The sequence below is a fragment of the Granulicella sp. S190 genome, from assembly GCF_009766095.1.
Lineage (GTDB): Bacteria > Acidobacteriota > Terriglobia > Terriglobales > Acidobacteriaceae > Edaphobacter.
This window is the reverse complement of sequence record NZ_LMUD01000014.1, coordinates 168,904-185,863: the sequence shown is the minus strand read 5'-3', so window position 1 is coordinate 185,863 and position 16,960 is coordinate 168,904. Positions and strand designations below refer to the sequence as shown.

General features: G+C 58.5%; 15 protein-coding genes. 8 read left to right on the top strand and 7 right to left on the bottom strand.

From position 1 onward, the window contains the following. Positions 1 to 25 precede the first annotated feature (25 nt). Together GSQ94_RS07240 and GSQ94_RS07235 are read left to right on the top strand one after the other, a co-directional pair. Entirely contained in the window at positions 26 to 1,870 is a 1,845-nt protein-coding gene (locus tag GSQ94_RS07240) for a mechanosensitive ion channel family protein (protein ID WP_158942904.1), read from the top strand. A 181-nt stretch (positions 1,871 to 2,051) separates the two neighbouring features. Next, positions 2,052 to 3,056: an NAD-dependent epimerase/dehydratase family protein gene (locus GSQ94_RS07235; RefSeq protein ID WP_158942903.1), complete on the top strand. Its 1,005-nt coding sequence runs from the start codon at positions 2,052 to 2,054 to the stop codon at positions 3,054 to 3,056. A gap of 85 nt (positions 3,057 to 3,141) precedes the next feature. Here GSQ94_RS07235 and GSQ94_RS07230 read toward each other — a convergent pair whose 3' ends face one another. Beyond that, positions 3,142 to 3,909, bottom strand: coding sequence for an SDR family NAD(P)-dependent oxidoreductase (locus GSQ94_RS07230; RefSeq protein ID WP_158942902.1), 768 nt, complete (start codon positions 3,907 to 3,909; stop codon positions 3,142 to 3,144). A 138-nt stretch (positions 3,910 to 4,047) separates the two neighbouring features. Then, positions 4,048 to 4,788, bottom strand: coding sequence for a 3-oxoacyl-ACP reductase family protein (locus GSQ94_RS07225; protein ID WP_158942901.1), 741 nt, complete (start codon positions 4,786 to 4,788; stop codon positions 4,048 to 4,050). A 293-nt stretch (positions 4,789 to 5,081) separates the two neighbouring features. Between GSQ94_RS07225 and GSQ94_RS07220 the strand changes: the two genes are divergently transcribed. The 4 genes from GSQ94_RS07220 to GSQ94_RS07205 all read left to right on the top strand — a co-directional run bounded on the left by GSQ94_RS07220 (position 5,082) and on the right by GSQ94_RS07205 (position 7,815). After that, positions 5,082 to 5,990 carry a LysR family transcriptional regulator gene (locus GSQ94_RS07220; protein WP_158942900.1) on the top strand — a complete coding sequence of 303 codons (909 nt, stop codon included), beginning with the start codon at positions 5,082 to 5,084 and terminating at the stop codon, positions 5,988 to 5,990. Positions 5,991 to 6,066: 76 nt separating this feature from the next. Beyond that, positions 6,067 to 6,522 carry a VOC family protein gene (locus tag GSQ94_RS07215; protein ID WP_158942899.1) on the top strand — a complete coding sequence of 152 codons (456 nt, stop codon included), beginning with the start codon at positions 6,067 to 6,069 and terminating at the stop codon, positions 6,520 to 6,522. 311 nt (positions 6,523 to 6,833) lie between these two features. Continuing rightward, the gene (locus GSQ94_RS07210; RefSeq protein WP_158942898.1) at positions 6,834 to 7,223 is read left to right on the top strand and encodes a VOC family protein; all 390 of its coding nucleotides are present in this window, start codon (positions 6,834 to 6,836) and stop codon (positions 7,221 to 7,223) included. A 208-nt stretch (positions 7,224 to 7,431) separates the two neighbouring features. Beyond that, positions 7,432 to 7,815: a nuclear transport factor 2 family protein gene (locus GSQ94_RS07205; RefSeq protein ID WP_158942897.1), complete on the top strand. Its 384-nt coding sequence runs from the start codon at positions 7,432 to 7,434 to the stop codon at positions 7,813 to 7,815. A 34-nt stretch (positions 7,816 to 7,849) separates the two neighbouring features. On the opposite strand, the gene GSQ94_RS07200 is transcribed toward GSQ94_RS07205, so the two are convergent. Further along, complete coding sequence (locus tag GSQ94_RS07200; RefSeq protein ID WP_158943269.1) at positions 7,850 to 8,752, bottom strand: AraC family transcriptional regulator; 903 nt, start codon at positions 8,750 to 8,752, stop codon at positions 7,850 to 7,852. A gap of 175 nt (positions 8,753 to 8,927) precedes the next feature. On the opposite strand from GSQ94_RS07200, the gene GSQ94_RS07195 reads away from it, so the two are divergent. Continuing rightward, a complete protein-coding gene (locus GSQ94_RS07195) occupies positions 8,928 to 9,818 on the top strand; it encodes an SDR family oxidoreductase (protein ID WP_158942896.1) in 891 nt (296 codons plus the stop codon). 200 nt (positions 9,819 to 10,018) lie between these two features. Here GSQ94_RS07195 and GSQ94_RS07190 read toward each other — a convergent pair whose 3' ends face one another. After that, positions 10,019 to 10,999, bottom strand: a complete 981-nt coding sequence (locus GSQ94_RS07190; protein WP_254063710.1) for a hypothetical protein — start codon at positions 10,997 to 10,999, stop codon at positions 10,019 to 10,021. On the opposite strand from GSQ94_RS07190, the gene GSQ94_RS07185 reads away from it, so the two are divergent. Next, the gene (locus GSQ94_RS07185; protein WP_158942895.1) at positions 10,992 to 12,446 is read left to right on the top strand and encodes a PLP-dependent aminotransferase family protein; all 1,455 of its coding nucleotides are present in this window, start codon (positions 10,992 to 10,994) and stop codon (positions 12,444 to 12,446) included. The two genes, GSQ94_RS07190 and GSQ94_RS07185, sit on opposite strands and share 8 nt — an antisense overlap. 41 nt (positions 12,447 to 12,487) lie before the next feature. Here the strand turns inward: GSQ94_RS07185 and GSQ94_RS07180 are convergent, their stop codons facing one another. The 3 genes from GSQ94_RS07180 to GSQ94_RS07170 form a co-directional block, all read right to left on the bottom strand. Further along, on the bottom strand, positions 12,488 to 13,147 hold the full coding sequence (locus GSQ94_RS07180) for a MarC family protein (RefSeq protein ID WP_158942894.1): 660 nt from the start codon (positions 13,145 to 13,147) through the stop codon (positions 12,488 to 12,490). Positions 13,148 to 13,405: 258 nt separating this feature from the next. Continuing rightward, the gene (locus GSQ94_RS07175; protein WP_254063709.1) at positions 13,406 to 15,373 is read right to left on the bottom strand and encodes a glycosyltransferase family 39 protein; all 1,968 of its coding nucleotides are present in this window, start codon (positions 15,371 to 15,373) and stop codon (positions 13,406 to 13,408) included. A gap of 612 nt (positions 15,374 to 15,985) precedes the next feature. Further along, the coding region (locus GSQ94_RS07170; RefSeq protein WP_158943266.1) for an IS91 family transposase at positions 15,986 to 16,960 on the bottom strand (975 nt) is incomplete at its 5' end.

Sequence of the window (16,960 nt, the reverse complement as noted above, 5' to 3'; positions counted from 1 at the left end):
CTGAAGGAGCATGTAGGGTTAAAGGATGAAGGATCTCCGTCGTCTCGCCATCGCAGTCCCCGCAGCCCTTCTCGTCCTTTGCCTCGCGGCAGCGTGGGCGACACGCGGCTCGATGGCTCACATGCCCTTCCTTAAATCTAACGGCGGACCTGCCGGCACCCACACGCTTGTCGACCAGCGCCCGTGGCAGACCATCGAGTCGCTCGCCCCGCTGGCTGTCTCCTCAGAGGAGCAATCCTTCGCGCACGAGGCCGCACGCCTCGCCGATCACGAGGTTGACCAGGCCTTCGCCCTTGCCCTTCGCCAGGCTGCGCTTCAGACCCGCACCCCTACCGGGGATGCCCTCATCCTCCAGCAGAAGGCCGCCCAGCTTCAGGCCCTCGTCAAAGAAGACCAGGGCAAAGTAGACGCGCTCACCGCCCCGCTCAAGCAGCCCAACGGATCCATCGCCGACTCGGACGATCTCGATGTAGCCAAGGCGCAGCTCCAGCTCGACAGCGATGAGCTTGGCGACGCCACCGAGCAGCTCTCGCGCGCCAGCGGCGACAAGCGCGGCCAGATCCAGCAGGAGCTCACCGCCCGGCAAGCTGCGATGAAGAAGTACGACGCGGCTCAGGCCAACACCGGAGGCCAGATTGCTGTCCTCTCCGCCCGCCGCTACGGCACCCTCTACGGCCGCGTCTCCGCCTGGTTTGACCAGCGCAGCCGCATGGATCTGATCCGCCAGGCCAAAGTCGAGACCGACTCCAACATCGCCAGCCTCACCGCGAAGCACGCCGACTTTGAGAGCAAAGCCACGGCGGCAGTTGCGGATGTCAATGCCGCATCCTCCCAGACAAGCCCCACTACACCGCAGGATGCAGTCAAGAGCCATGTCGCCCGCCTCGCCCAGGCTCACGCACTCTCGCAGATGCACAGCATCGTCGATGACCAGCTTGAGACTCAGCAGCAGCTCTCCGCTGTCTATGCGAAGTGGCTTGCCCAGGTCGAGCTGCAGCACTCCATCGTCACCCACCTTGCCTTGCAGTCGTTCTCTGTGATCGCCTTTCTCATTCTGTGTGGCGTCATTCTCGCGACCTTGTCCGGCAAGCTCCTCGACCGCTCGCATATGGAGCAGCGCCGCCTCCACACCCTTCGCACCATCGCCGGCCTCGGCATTCAACTCGTCACGCTACTGCTTGTTCTTCTTGTGATCTTCGGCGCGCCCAGCCAGGTTCCCACCATCCTCGGCCTCGGGGCTGCCGGCCTCACGGTCGTCTTCCAGGACTTTATCCTCGCCTTCTTTGGCTGGTTCATTCTCATGGGCAAGAACGGCATCCGCGTCGGCGACTGGGTCGAGATCAACAGCGTCGGCGGCGAGGTGGTTGAGATCGGCCTCTTCCGCACCGCGCTGCTTGAAACCGGAAACTGGACCGACAAGGGCCATCCCACCGGCCGCCGCGTCACCTTCATCAACAACTTCGCCATCTCCGGTCAGTACTTCAACTTCTCCACCACCGGCCAGTGGATGTGGGACGAGATCACCGTCAACATCCCGCCTAGCGTCGACTCCTACAAGACCATCGAAGCCATCCACAACAGCGTCATCAAGCAGACCGAACAAGATGCCAAGCTCGCCGAGCAGGAGTGGCAGAACATCACGCGCCAGAACGGCCTCAGCCAGTTCAAGGCCACGCCCTCGGTCGATATGCGCCCCGCAGCCTCGGGCGTCGATATCGTCGTCCGCTATGTCATCCGCGCAGGGGACCGTTTCGACACGCGCAACCGCCTCTACCAATCGGTTATCGGCCTTCTGAATCAGCACGCCGGCACACCCGACCCCACCTCAAGCCCATCGAAGGTAGAGGAGCGAGAGTTGGCGAAGGTTTAGCCGCGAACTCAATCCCGAAAAGTCAATCCCTCCGGGTAGGAGTTATTTCTCATAGCAAGCCACTATGCCTCCCGACTATACTTAGCACTTAGAAGCAAAGCAGAGAATGTCTGCCGGGTTGTCCGGATCACTGAACCACTTCAATAGCTTCAAACTCTAAGACCCCAAGGAGTCCCTCTCTATGAAGCTCAAAGGAAAGAAAGCAGTCGTCTGCGGTGCCGGTGGTTTCATCGGCGGCCACCTCGTGCAAAGCCTGATCGAAAATGGCGTTGACGTCATCCGAGCCGTCGATATCAAGCCCCTCGACGAGTGGTATCAGGTCTCGAAGGGCGTCGAAAGCCTCTCCCTCGACCTCAAGGACAAGGACAACTGCCTGACGACAGCCGCCGGCTCGGAGGTAGTCTTCCAGCTCGCCGCCGATATGGGAGGCATGGGCTTCATCGAAAATAACAAAGCCCTCTGCATGCTCTCCGTTCTCACCAACACCCATATGCTGATGGCCGCACGCGAAAAGGGTGTCGAGCGCTTCTTCTACTCCTCCTCCGCCTGCGTCTACAACGCCGAAAAGCAGACCAACCCGGACGTCGTCGCCCTCAAAGAAGAGGATGCCTACCCCGCGATGCCCGAAGACGGCTACGGCTGGGAGAAGCTCTTCTCCGAGCGCATGTGCCGCCACTTCGAAGAGGACTATGGCCTGCAGAGCCGAGTCGCCCGCTTCCACAACGTCTACGGCCCGCTGGGCACCTGGACCGGAGGCCGCGAAAAAGCTCCCGCCGCTGTCTGCCGCAAGGTCATCGAAGCCAAGCACTCCGGCAAGCACGAGATCGAGATCTGGGGCGACGGCAAACAGACTCGTTCCTTTATGTACATCGACGACTGCACCAAGGGCGTCCAGATGATCACCGAGAGCGACATTCACGAGCCCCTGAACCTCGGCTCCGACGAACTCGTCACCATCAACCAGCTTGTCGATATCGCCGAAGACATCGCCGGCATCAAGCTGAAGCGCAACTACAACCTCAGCGCTCCCAAGGGCGTCAACGGCCGCAACAGCGACAACACCCTCATCCACGAGAAGCTCCACTGGGCTCCGTCCATCAGACTGCGGGACGGTCTCGCAAAGACCTACGCCTGGATCGAAGACGAGATCCTGTCCAGCAAGCCTCTTGCCGCAGCGACACGGTAGAGAACGAAACGCAAGAAATGGCCCTGGAGCAGATCCCTGTTCCGGGGCCATTTTTTGCATCTCAATGGAATTGTCGCTATTCCAGTTACAACTTCGAACCTCCATCAACCGGGATGCTTGCTCCCGTGATCCAGCGCGCACCCTCGGATGCCATAAAAGCGACCACGTCGGCAACATCCTCAGCCTTGCCGAGCCGCTTCAACGCCTGCATTCCCAGTGTGATCTCGCGTCCGGCTTCTGTCTTTGTGAAGTTCGACATATCCGTATCGATGACGCCCGGTGCAACAGCGTTTACGCGTATGCCACGCGGCCCCAGAATCGCGGCCCAGTTCTTGACCAGCGTTTCGATAGCTCCTTTCGTAGAGGCGTACGCAAGAATTGAGGGGTTGTCCACGCCCGGCTTGCCCACGACGGTCCGAGCAACGGCGGAAGAGATCACCGTAATGTTCGACCCTTCGCCCAACACCGGAAGAAGTTGCTGCACCAGGAAGAACGGGCCGCGAACGTTGGTTGCGAAGAGTGTGTCGAAGTCCTCAACGGTGTAGTCCGCGAGACGTGCCGCCTTGCTGATTCCGGCGTTCAGCACCAGCACATCCAATCGTTCGCCGATGATGGCTTGTACTTCTTTCGCCAGCGTTGCAGCACCTTGTGGTGTTGCCAGATCAGCGGAGATCGCGTCGGCACGCCCGCCGTTCGCCCGTATCTCGGCGACGAGCGACTCTGCCTCCTGCGTGGAGCGGCCATAGTGGGCCAGCACGTGTGCGCCGGCTCTCGCCAGAGCAAGCGCCGTGGCCCGGCCTATGCCTCTGGATGCGCCCGTGACGAGCGCAGTCTTACCTTGTAGCGTCGACATGATTCCTCCTGTCAGATGTTTGCTAACAAAAACTAGTCGGGGCGGCTACCGCCAAAGAAGGCTCGACCTTGCGGACGCGCCGCTCCCTCCTCCCTCAAGGAGAAATCTTTCTCCTTGAGGGAGGAACGTAAGCGTCGATCAGGCGTTGGTTCCGCCATCTACCGTCAGGTTCGTTCCGGTGATGTACGACGCCTCGGGACTGGCGACGAAGGAGACCAACGCGGCCACTTCGTCCACATGTCCGTAGCGTTTCAGCGCCGTCGCAGCCACCTGCGGCTCTGCCCAGTCGCCCGCAGCGGGGTTCAGATCTGTATCGATCGGACCAGGCTGAACATTGTTGACGGTGATCCCACGGCTGCCAACCTCCCGAGACAGACCCTGCGTAAACATCTTCACAGCGCCCTTCGTAGCGGAGTAGGGGACCAGGCCAGGTGTCATCATGCGCTCTCCCACGCACGAGCCGATCGAGATGATGCGGCCGCCTTCTTTCATGTGCTTCAACGCCGCCTGCGTCGCCACGAACACTCCGCGAATATTGATGTCGATCACGCGGTCCAACTCCTCCAGCGTGGTCTCCTCGAATGTCTTAGGAATAGCCGTACCGGCATTATTGACAAGCACATCAAGCCGTCCGAAGGTCGCAACGGTCTTCTCGACCGCGGCCTTGACCGCGTCTGCATCCGCTGCATCCGCCTCGATCGCGATGGCTTTACGACCGGTACTTTCAATCTCTTTGACGACCGCCGCGGCTGCGTCTGCCCCCTTGGTATAGGTGATCGCTACGTTCGCACCGTCCGCTGCCAGGCGCTTTGCGATTCCTGCGCCAATGCCGCGCGAACCGCCAGTGACCAGAGCTACTTTGTCGATTAACTTAGACATGACTTCTCCTTTGATATTTCTAAAAATGTGTCAGAGCGCCGCTGATTTAACCAGCTGCTCTCTGCTCAGGTCGCCTCTGGAACAGCTATCTGATGTGCCATCGAACCAAACAGACTTGCCATTTTGGGGAATACGAGCCATTCCAAACAGGAATACATAAGAGATTATGAAAGCACCCCCTTGAGAAGGGCCAAAAAGAGCCCCTCTTCTAAAACGATTGTTCTTTTTTGAAAGCCGATGAATCATAAACTGGCAAAATATAATCCATTCCCTAAAAGGAATGAGGAGGTCGTGTGGACAAGTTCGACGCTATGCAGGTCTTCGTCCGGGTCATCGAAAAGGGAAGCTTCTCCGCGGTCGCGAAAGAGCGCGGCATTGGCCAACCAGCGATCAGCAAACAGATCTCCGGCCTCGAAGACGAGCTGGGCACCGAGCTCATTCATCGCACCTCCCGCTCCATCTCGCTCACTGAAGCGGGCCGCGATTTTTACGAGTCCTCTCTGCGCATCCTCGACGACTTTGAGAGTGCAACCTCACGCATCGGACGCGGCCAGACCACGCCGAAGGGCCTCATCCGCCTCACCGTTCCTCCCACGTTTGCCCGCCTCCACATGGTGTCGAAGCTGCCATCGTTCTTCGCGGCTTACCCCGACATGGCAGTTGAGATGGCAGCGTCCGAGAGCCCCACAACCATCATCCAGGACGGCTTCGATCTCGCCATCCACTCGGGCGATCTACCCGACTCCAGTCTCGTCGCGCGAAAGTTCGCGCAGACGATGATCATCCTCGTCACCACGCCGCAGTACCTCACCCACCACGGTGCCCCCGAATCGCCCGAAGATCTATCCCGCCATCGAGCCGTTGTCTTCACGGAGCGAGGCGTGGCGCAGCCGTGGATCTTCGGCTCAGGTCAAAACGCCAAACGCGTCATCCCTACAGGGGTCTTTCGCACCAGCGACATCGAACAGATGCGAATGGGGGTCCTCGAACATCTCGGCATAGCCCAGGCACCCGCGTGGCTCTTCGCCGCAGAGCTCCGCGAAGGCACCGTCGTTCGCCTTCTCACTCCTTTTGAGCGAACGGTGCCCATCCTCGCCGTACGTCCCGCCAGCCGCCGCATGTCCACCAAAGTTCGCGTCTTCATGGAGCATCTGGAGAAGACATTCGCACTCTGTTCTCAGTTCAATCCACGGCCCAGCTAAGCCGGCAAAGGCCGCAGAGAATCCGGAATGGGAGTTCGCCTGTAGGAAGTGACCTCTTTTTGCTACCATGCCAACCATGAATAAACTAGCGCCGTTCCTCTGGTTCAATGACAACGCCGAAGAAGCCGCTGAGTTTTACCTAAGCGTCTTTCCGCATGCACGCAAGCTCGATGAGTTGCGCTCCAAAGGTGTCGGTCCCTGGCCCGTGGGCAAGATTGGTACGATTACGATCGAGCTTGAGGGCCAGGAGATGGTCTTCCTCAACGGCGGCCCTGGGCATCAGCTCAACCCCGCCTTCTCGTTCTTCGTCCGCTGCGACTCCCAGCAAGAGATCGACAGCTATTGGGACAAGCTGATCGAAGGTGGCAAACCCATGGCCTGCGGCTGGCTCACAGACCGCTTCGGCTTATGCTGGCAGATTGTGCCGCGCAATATCGGCGAGTTGGTCAGCCATCCCAAAGCTATGGGAGCCATGATGGGGATGGTCAAGATGGACCTGTCCGCGTTGGAAGCCGCCGCGCGCGAGAGCTAACAGCTCTCTCATCATCTCCAGTCATCGGTATGGTATTTACCCTCCGCGTCGACCACAGACGCGAGCAAAAATCCTGCAACCGGGGAAGAATGGGCAACATCAAATAGCTGCCGAAAAACGCTGGGCCGTATTGGTAAGCACGGCTCGCTGCGGATACCAATCCGCAGTCCAGTCAGCTCCTGCTTCACAGCGGAGAAGGGACCCACGGCGATAGTAGTAGTGCTACGGCACTGCTGCCTGTCGCGTGGTGCGTTTCGGTCTAAATCCCTGACAAGCCACGCGATGGAACTTTCTGTAAAACGGAGATCGCGATGGCAACGATAAATCACACCAACCTCACCACCTACAACGTGCCTGCACTGACGGAGCTCTTCTGCTCGGTGTTTGATTTTCAACCCCTGGAGAAACGCGGCGACAAATTATCTGTGTTGCGGAATGCCGAAGGCTTTCTGCTGACACTGATGTACGACAAGCACATGACTCCAGAGCAGGGATATCCCGGAATGTTTCACATCGGCTTTCTTCAGCCCACGCAACATGCTGTTGACCTTTTGCACGATAGTTTGAGTGCTCGGAACTATATGGCACCAAAGCCTGCGCAGCTGCAGCGCGGCGGACCGCCAACGTACGGCTTCTACTACAATGCTCTCGGCGGTGTCATGGTGGAGGTCAGCACCATGAACATTGCCGAACCTGCCTAACCCGCAAATCCCAAAGCGAAGCGGGTGAGAGTGCAGATTCTCACTCGCGTTCACTCTCTACACCAGCTGCGATGAGAGATCATTTGGATAGGGTCAGCGCTCTGACCTGCAATCATGGCAAACTCTTCCAGGAGAAGGTGTGACCTGCGTTGACCACACTCCACGAAATAGGCCTAAAATGAAAACCCAACAGTAACTGGAGCGGTTTATGAAAGAAGAACAAATACGCGAAGCCCTGAACGCGCATTGGCAGGCGTCGGCAGCCGGCGATGCAAATGCGGAACACGATATCTACGATGACGATGCCATCTGTGATTATCCCCAGTCGGGCGAGCGAATCCTCGGACGAAGCAACCTACAGGCTCTGCGGAGTCATCATCCCGGCAAGCCGTCAGGCTTCAACGTCAAACGAATTCTGGGAACAGGGGATCTCTGGATCACGGAATACACAATTACCTACCAGGGACGGCCGGCATATACAGTCAGCATTATGGAGTTCCGCAACGGTAAGGTCGTGCACGAGACACAATATTTCGCAGACCCCTTCGAGGCCCCAACCTGGCGGAGCCAATGGGTTCAGCAGTCACATTGAACTTTTTTGGCGTCTCGCTTCATCGGCGCGCGGATTACGCTCCGTTGCGGGCATAACGCCTGGGAGAGCAGCCCATCACGCGGCGGAACGCCTTGCCGAAGGCGCTCTCAGAATCATAGCCGAGCGACTGCGCGATGCTCGCAAGACCATCGGACGAGCTCTTCAGGCGGTCGGCGGCGAGCAGCATGCGCCAGCGAGTGAGGTACTCCATCGGGGTAGCGCCCACGATCCCGCGGAAGCGCAGGGCAAAGACCGAGCGCGACAGGCCGACTCGTTCTGCCAGCGACTGCAGCGTCCAGGGATGACCCGGGGCTTCATGCATGCTGGCGATGGCGAGGCTCATGTGTTTATCCGACAGCGCGGAGAGCCAGCCGGGACCGGCGCTCGCGGCGTCGGATAAATGCAGGCGAAGCGCCTGCACCAGCATCATGTAGGCGAGCTGCTGCGCGATCAGAGAACCGCCGGGCTGCGGGTCGCGAAGCTCCTCGCGCATGCGCTCCAGCGACCAGCGCATCGCGGCCTTATCGGACTCGCGACGGATATGGACGATAGGCGGCAGAGACTGAAGCAGCATCTCAGCGTGGCCGCCAGTCAGGGCGAAGTGGCCACCGGCGATGTAGTACAAACACTCTGTATCCGAGGCCTCGCCGCCCATGCCCAGCCGGGCGCGCGCAACTGTGTAGTGCACCGGTTCGAGGGACAGGTCCGTGGCGAGCCGAAACGGCAGCCCACGCGGCAGCAGGAAGCAGTCCCCGGCGTCGATCCGTACTGGCTCGTGACCTTCGACAACCAGCCAGCACTGCCCGGCCAACATGGAGTAGCACTTGATTCCCTGATGCTTGGGGAAGCTGATAGCAATATCGCCAGGCACCGCAAAGCCGCCGGAGGAGTAGCTTTTTGGCTTCAGCAGCGCGAGCACCTCGGAGAGCGGATCCATGAGCGGACCTTGCCGCTCACCCGCAACTGAGCTCTGCGCTTCGTAATTCCGTGGCTGCGGGACGAATGGACCGACCATAAGGACTTTCAGTATAGATCGTATGTGGGCGCAAGCCATCTAGTACTTCGACGGCGCAGACTGGCCGCTTATTCATGGAATCCTAAGGAGAAACATTATGCGTATCTTTGTGACCGGGGCGACAGGTTTCATCGCTTCGGCGGTTGTGTCGGAGCTGATCCAGGCTCGCCATCACGTGCTGGGGCTGACGCGGTCGGAGGCTGGAGCCCAGGCTCTGCGAGCGGCTGGAGCCGAGGTAAAGCACGGCAACCTGGACGATCTCGACAGCCTGCGCCAGGGTGCAGCTGACTCGGATGGCGTGATTCACCTTGCCTTCAACCATGATTTTTCGCAGTTCCAGAAGAACTGTGACGACGACCGTAAGGCGATCGAGGCGATCGGCGAGGTGCTGTTGGGATCGAACCGGCCCTTCCTCGTGACCTCCGGCACCGCCATCGCAAACAGCGACGACGGCAAGCCCGCAACGGAAGACGGCCCGACATCATCCTGGAACCCTCGCGCAGCTTCGGAGGCGGCGACCCTCGAACTGACTAAACGCGGCGTCAACACCTCGGTCGTGCGGCTGCCGCAGGTGCACGACACGCGCAAGCAGGGTCTGGTGCCATACATCACAGCGGTGGCGCGCGAGAAGCGCATCTCGGTCTATGTAGGAGACGGCAGCAATCGCTGGGCGGCGGCGCATATCTCCGACGTGGCGCGGCTGTATCGGTTGGCATTCGAGAAGGCCGAGCGGGGCGCGATCTATCACGCCTCCGACGAAGAAGGCGTGTCGATGAAGGCTGTAGCCGAGGCGCTGGGCCGCGGCCTGAAGGTGCCTGTGGCGAGCATCAAGCTTGAAGAGGCTCAGGCCCACTTCGGCTGGCTCGGTGCTTTTGCTGGCCACGATATGCCCGCCTCGAGCGCGATCACAAGACAAAAGCTCAACTGGAAGCCAACCGGACCCGGCTTGATCGCCGACCTGGATGGGATGGACTACACAACAGCCTGAGCGGAATGACGGCGCACCGGAAACCGCGAGTCCACCGGTGCGCTCGCTTCATGGAAAGAAGAACTCGAATGGACTTCTTGGCACGCTCTACCCTTGAGCTTTTCATCATCGCGGTCCCGATGACCGTCCATAGATGGCGAGAGAAAGCGGGATCAGCGAAAGAGCCAACGCCCAAAGCGGATGGTAGCGTATGTCGTCAATCACGCAACCACTGGTTGGGGGTGTGACGCGGCGACATTCTCCGCGGGTTCGATTCGTTCTCGATCTGCGCGGCTTGTGAGAAACTCGGCGAATATCCAGCATGCTCCGATCGCAGCCAGATTGTAGACTGCGGCACCCCATGTTGCCTGATCGTGCAATCGGATAAAAATAGGAGGTGCTTCTACAAAACCTTCAAACAGCAACAGCATCAATGCAAGAAGCCTGGCGGCCTGGACATCCATAATTCCTGAACAAATTGCACTTCCTGCCAGGAAGAAGGCGATTCCGGTCAGCGCCGCCCAAAAATATCCAAACGACATCCAGTGCGGGACGATGGTCGCGAAGACGCGAAGGGCAATGAGGTGAAATAAGCCGAAGATGACAGGAGGCAATCCGAGCATCCAACGTGCAGTGATAGCTCCTCTCTTTTGCAACAGGGAATCCGGTGAGGCGGTGGAGACATAAACGATTGCTGCCGGAGCAACCAGCATCAACTGTTGAGCGAGCCCGAACGTGACGCCAAATAAAACGTCGATTCTCCAGCCAAGGGCATGAACTCCGGCTTGGTACCGAAACAGCCAAAATGCCGCAAAAATCAAGTAGGCGGTGGCGGATGCCGCGGCGCCAATCTTTGCGCTGCGCTGCCACAAAATTGCAAGACCCGCTGCGACCAGCCAGAGGCCCGCGACGTAGGCCAGTAGGTGTTGATCAGGAAAATTTATGCCCAGCGCTTGGATGGGCTGATGCGAGGCATCGAATGCACCCCAGGCGATATTTAGAATGCCGGTGAGAGCAGTGCCTAAGCCATAGAACCAAAGTCCAGCTTTCATCTGTTGATCTCCCATGAGTCGCTTAGCGGGAATCAAGAACTCAATGACAATCGATGCCCTTTTCGCGACCTCAGGCCTGATAGTATGGCCGCAGTGGTACATCGAATAGAGCCATTTTAGTAAAACATTTTGGACCATTGAGATGACCAAAGCCGTTAGTTCCTTCGAACTCACCCTCAAAAGCCAGCCGCGCCATCAGACCCTGACCAATTGGCTATATGGCGAACTGCGTTCTGCCATTCTGGAAGGACGGCTCGCTCCGGGCGCCAGACTGCCAGCATCCAGAGATTTCGCCAGCCAGTATGAACTCTCCCGAGGTACAGTCGTCAGCGTTCTGGAGCGACTACAAGCCGAGGGTTACATCACCGCTCGTGTGGGATTCGGTACGTGGGTCAATCGTGTCGAGTCGCCTCGTCCGACGCGCCAGGCAACCGCGACACCGGCATACATTCGTCGCGTCGTTTCGACATATAAACGGCCGCAACCCTGGGTCGACCAGGCTTTTGTAGACGGCATCCGCCCCTTTCGCATCGGGGTTCCAGCTATCAACGAATTCCCGTCCGAGGTTTGGGGACGTATTGCCGCGGATCGAGCACGTAATTTCAGGTCATGGTTAAAGAAGGAGGCTGATCGGCGTGGGTATCGGCCATTGCGCGATGCAATCGCCGAGTACTTGCGTACGTCCCGTGGGGTGCGATGCACTGCGGAACAAATCGTCCTCGTCTCCGGAATACAACAGGCGCTCGACCTGTTGGCACGACTGCTCTTGAAAAAGAGCGATCCGATATGGATGGAAGATCCTGGATACTTCGGGGCCAGAATTGCGTTCGACAATGTCGGAGCCAGGATGATCCCTGTACCAGTGAATGATGAAGGGCTGTCTGTATCCGCCGGAATCAAAATCTGTCCGGATGCGAAGGGGGCATACGTAACACCAGCTCACCAATTCCCGCTGGGGGTAACGATGTCGCTGGAGCGGCGGATGGCCCTTCTTAGCTGGGCCGCACGCGCCGGCGCTTTTGTTATCGAAGACGACTATGACAGCGAGTATAGATTTGAGGGGCCGCCTATACCTGCACTGCAAAGCCTCGACAATCACTCAAGCGTTATCTTCATCGGCTCATTCAGCAAGACGCTATTCCCCGCCTTGCGCGTGGGCTACGTGGTATTGCCTGCGCCGTTAGTAGATCCTTTCCTGAGTTTCCGTTACCGAACCGATTTCCGGAATTCATCCTTTGACCAGGCGGTACTCTGCGACTTCATCGTCGATGGGCATTTGGCGCGTCATCTGCGGAGGATGCGGAATCTGTATGCGGAGCGTCTCGCAACACTCATAGAAGGAGCCAACCAATATCTGGGTGGGTTGCTTGAGATCTCTAACGTCAGGGCAGGCCTCTACACGATCGGATACCTCAAGAATGGAATGACTTCACAACAGGCGGAAAAGCTGGCGGCGGCCCAGGGTGTTGAGGTTCTCGCCGTCGATCGCTGCACTCTGAGACGTCCTGATCCGAATGCGTTGCTCCTCGGCTTTGGTGGATTCGATGAGCTTGCCATACGGCAAGGACTCATTCGACTCTCGAAGGCATTAAGCTAGCCAGACTTGAGACAGGAGACGAGTTCTCTCAACGGCTTTGATCATCCAATATGCAGGCTCACTGACTCCATCAATGCTTTAACCCCGTTCCAGGTGATCTGCACACCGATACAAACCAACAAAAAGGAAGACAATTGGGTGATTACCGTCATCCCGGTCGGCCCCAGGATCCGTGCCAACCGATCGGCAAATCCATAGCAGAGCAAGATGCTGACCGCGATCAGAGCCAATCCAACGAGTGCCGCCAGGATTGTCACAGGATGGTACATGTGATGGTGAGCCGCGTTCGCGCCCAGCGTGAGCGCCGCTGCAATTGATCCAGGGCCTACGGTTAATGGCAATGTCAAGGGATAGAATGCTCGGCGGATTGCGTCCTGCGGCTGTACGGCTTCCTGTACATCCTGTTTTTCGTCGTCCCGCTGCTTCAGCAGCGACCATCCTGTCGCAACGACGATCAGCCCCCCGCCGACCTGGACCACAGGCAGCGAAATCCCAAAAAAAGCGAGCACGTAAGTCCCGATAAAATACGTCGCAACCAGCAGGAAAAAACTGTTGACGGCAATGCGCCAGGACAATACTTTTCGCGCTTCAGGTGAGTAATCCCGGGTCAGTGCCAGAAAGAAAGGGCTGCCTCCGAGCGGATCCACGATGGGGAAGAGCGTCACAAGAACCAGGAGTATCGTTTGAGCTGCTTCCTGCATAGATCAATCTCTCGATTGTATTCGATCTCGATTACCGTTAGGCCGAGGTGACAGTTGCCCGAATCAACGTCTGTCGTTGAAGGCAGCATAGGGCGCGCTTCAATTCCGGGTCTGGATTTCGCGGTGAGCTGTGACTGTTATCCCATCGAAAGGTCCACGTACTCGACCACTTACGGCCACGACGTTCGTGCTGACTCCGGGAAGCAAGGGACGATTTAAGACTCTCGTCACGTTATTCCCGCTTATGTTGTGACGTTGTCATGGACGCAGCTTCTGCTCTAAATCCGGCACATAGAGGGGTTGTGCGTCGGCTTCCAATCGATGCGCCGCCGCCAGCGCCAGTTCATAGGCGGCTCGTGCACTATTTTTGTCGCCTAACGCCGTCTGGGCGTCTCCTAAGGCCATCTGCGCCAGCAAATTCTCCGGCTGCAAAGCGACAGCCCTCTGTGCCGCAACCAAAGCCTCTGCGAGCCTATTCTTCCTTAGCAAGATATTCGACTTTTGGACTGCTCCCAACGCCGCCGCTTCATGCACATCGAAATCGCCATGGTACACAAACACGCTGTGATCGATCTGCTCCGCCATCGGCATCCACCGAAATCGCTCAAAGACATTCAACTGGTCGCTGGGCCAGTCACAAGCTTCCAGATCGTCTGCGCTTAACAGGAGGTTGCCATGGATGGTTTCTGGCACATCGGTCGGCAATATCTCCCATCCGGTATGGGCCGTGGGCAGCGGATGGCAGGGAATGCCGTAGGCTTGCGGACGAAGATCCGGATAAGCGGAATAGGCCAACCAGCACTCCTCGCCGGGATGGGCGTCAACCCATTGCTTGATGTGCGGCAGTTGCTGCGCCCAATCCACGCTGGAGTCGCTGAGGTATTTGTGCGTGTCCGCCGTGCCACCCCAGGCTTCGTTCGCGTACGCCATCTCTGCCGGGAATATCGCCATGGCAGAGATGACGTGGAAGACGACCAACCCTCCGCCGACCCAAATCCAGCGTCGGCTATGCCGCGCGAGCGCCACTAGACCCGCTGCCGCCAGCAACGCGGCCAGTGGATACAAGAACAGAACATGACGCGTGCCGATGTTCATACCGCTGAGGATCGCCACACTCAGATAGATAGCGCCAGGCACAACCAGGTACGCCAATTCTCGCCCCTGCCTGAGCCGCCTCCTGAGCAGCGCAAAACCGGCCAGCGCTACCAGTCCGATCAAGCCCAGAGTGGTCTTGATGGACAACGCCACTGGAAAGTACCACCAAACGCCATGCGCATAATCGTGCCCCAGCAGGAAGATGGGATACTGCTGCGCTGCATAGTGGATGTCAGTCATCCCCATAAGGTAAGACTCTGGCAACAGTCGCCAATTGGCGGCATGCCCGATCACCCAACTATTGATTCCCTTAAGAGGGGCAGCGTATTCGCTCAACGTCGGGTTCATCACCAACCCTGCCGGTCTGGCCGCATAACGAAAACCGTAGAAAGCCCAAAGCACTACGACCGCGAGGACCACGATGGATGCAAGTCCGCCAAACAGTGTCCCAGCCATCCGCTTGCGCCGTCCCCGCTCGGCACAGGCGATCTCTACAAGCGTCAATCCCAGCAGCATCGGAGCCAGCAAAATCCCGCTGTGCTTGGCCGACAGCGTGAGTCCAGCGGCCAAGCCGGTCAGCAACAGACGAATCACAGATGGCTGCCTTGCGTAACGGTAGAAGCAATAGATTGTGGCGAGAAAGAAGCAAGCGACTCCCATATCGGTCGTGACCAAATCACTGTTGGCCAACACATTGGGCTCGAAGACCACCAAGAGCAAAGCCAGCAAACCAGCGGACTCGCCAAAGAGCTCGCTCCCCATCAGGAACACCGTCACCGAGAGGCCCACGGCAAAGACGCCTGCTGCGAGACGCATACGAAAGAGCAGGCGATGCTCTGGGCCATCATTCCGTTCCATAAAATCACGGCCGTCCCGATAGGCCTCCGACTTGAACCATCGCTGTTGCAGCGGAGGCACCCAAAGCTTCTCCTGCAGCAGAGGCAGTGTCGCCACCAGCTTCACCAGCGGCGGATGCTCGGGATTCAGGCCGTAGTCGCCGCTATGCCACATCATGTAGCCGGCGAAAATATGATCGCCCTCATCGAAGGTGAGCGACTCGCCATGAACGATGATCGCAACCAGGATCATCTGCAAGATGATCAATCCGCCTGCAAAGGACCCGATGGGCATTTGCAATCTCTTCATCGACACTCCGCCGCCACAGAATTTACGCGTGTAATGCAGTAGTTGATGAAAACGCTATGCGCAATGATTCGCACCCCTCATTATAGGGAATTCCACGAAGGGTCTTTTTGGACGGATTTCCTCCTCACTTGATCGTGTAGCGGGCCAGCCGTCGATATGCCCTTGCCTTGATTGTCGCGCACGATTGAGAAACAAAAACGCGCTTCACTTTACCGATACTCACTCTGGACGAGTGATAAATCGCCGAATCACTCTTGACGTGATTAGTAACGAGAAGTCTTAGTGCTGTATCTGGATCGCCCTGGTTCGAAGCCGGTAGCGGGGCAGCTCTGCGCGGGCGATTCAGATACAGCGACTTGAAGGAAGCCGCTTCATCCGGGGCCGCTGACTATGGGCGTTGAATATGCCTGAGGCGTTTGTGGTGGGCAGGTGGGCGGAGTTTTGGGTGTGTCGAGAGGACCTGCGTCACGTGTTTATGGCGGCGTATAAGCTTCGGAACGTTGTCGAAGCGTGTAGACAGACGAAGACAAGAGCAGTAAAGGTCGCTCCGGGCGCAGGCCGGGGATGCATGCCGAGGCACGGGATCAAGGTGTTGGTTCATGCGGCACGCCCTTGTGCGCACGGTGGAGATCGATTCAGCAGTTGTGCCGGTGTGAGCCGTTCGATGAGTTGCATGGTTCCACCGCAGTGCGGGCACTTCGGAAGCGTCTGTGGTCGGGTGACTTGAGGTCCCTGGGTTGATAGATGGGGTGCGCTCTGGAGCAGGCTGAAGCAGAGCGGCAGCAGCATGGCGCGTTGCCGGTTGGCGAGGAAGCCGAAGTTGCGGATGCGGACGAAGCCTCGCGGAAGCAGATGAAGCAGGAAACGGCGCAGGAACTCATCGACCGGTAGGCTCATGACGCGCTTCTTGTTGTTATGAGCTGAGTCTCGCCAGCGGAAGCTGACCTGGCCGTCGGAGAGGGCGACCAGCCTGCTGTTCGAGATGCCGGCGCGATGGGTGTAAGCGCCGAGATAGCGCAGGGCATGCTCCGGCCCAGCGAAAGGAGGCTTGGAGTAGACGACCCAGTCATGACGGAAAAGCACTCTGATCCAGGCGGTGAAGCTGCGTGGCTCGGCAAGCGATGCGAGGTGTCCATGGAACTCAAGCTTGCCTTGATGAAACGCGGCCTTGAGGCCAGCGATGAACTTGCCGCGAAAGACACGTCCAAGCACCTTGACCGGGAGGAAGAAGGTGCGGCGTGACGAGATCCAGCTGCCGTGATCCGGTGCCAGACCGCCGGAGGCGATGACGCAGTGGACATGGGGATGATGCTCCAACCTCTGGTCCCAGGTGTGGAGCACGCTGAAAAATCCGATCTCGGCTCCAAGGTGTCGCGGATCGCGAGCGACCTCCAGCAACGTGGCGGCACTGGCGCGGAACAGCAGTCCATAGATCAACCGCTTGTTCTGGAGTGCGAGCGGTGCCAGTTCACGCGGGAGCGTGAACACCGCATGGACGTAGCGGGTGGGCAGCAGCTCGCGTTCGCGCTGCTGGAGCCAGCGGATGCGGGCGTTGCCCTGGCACTTCGGGCA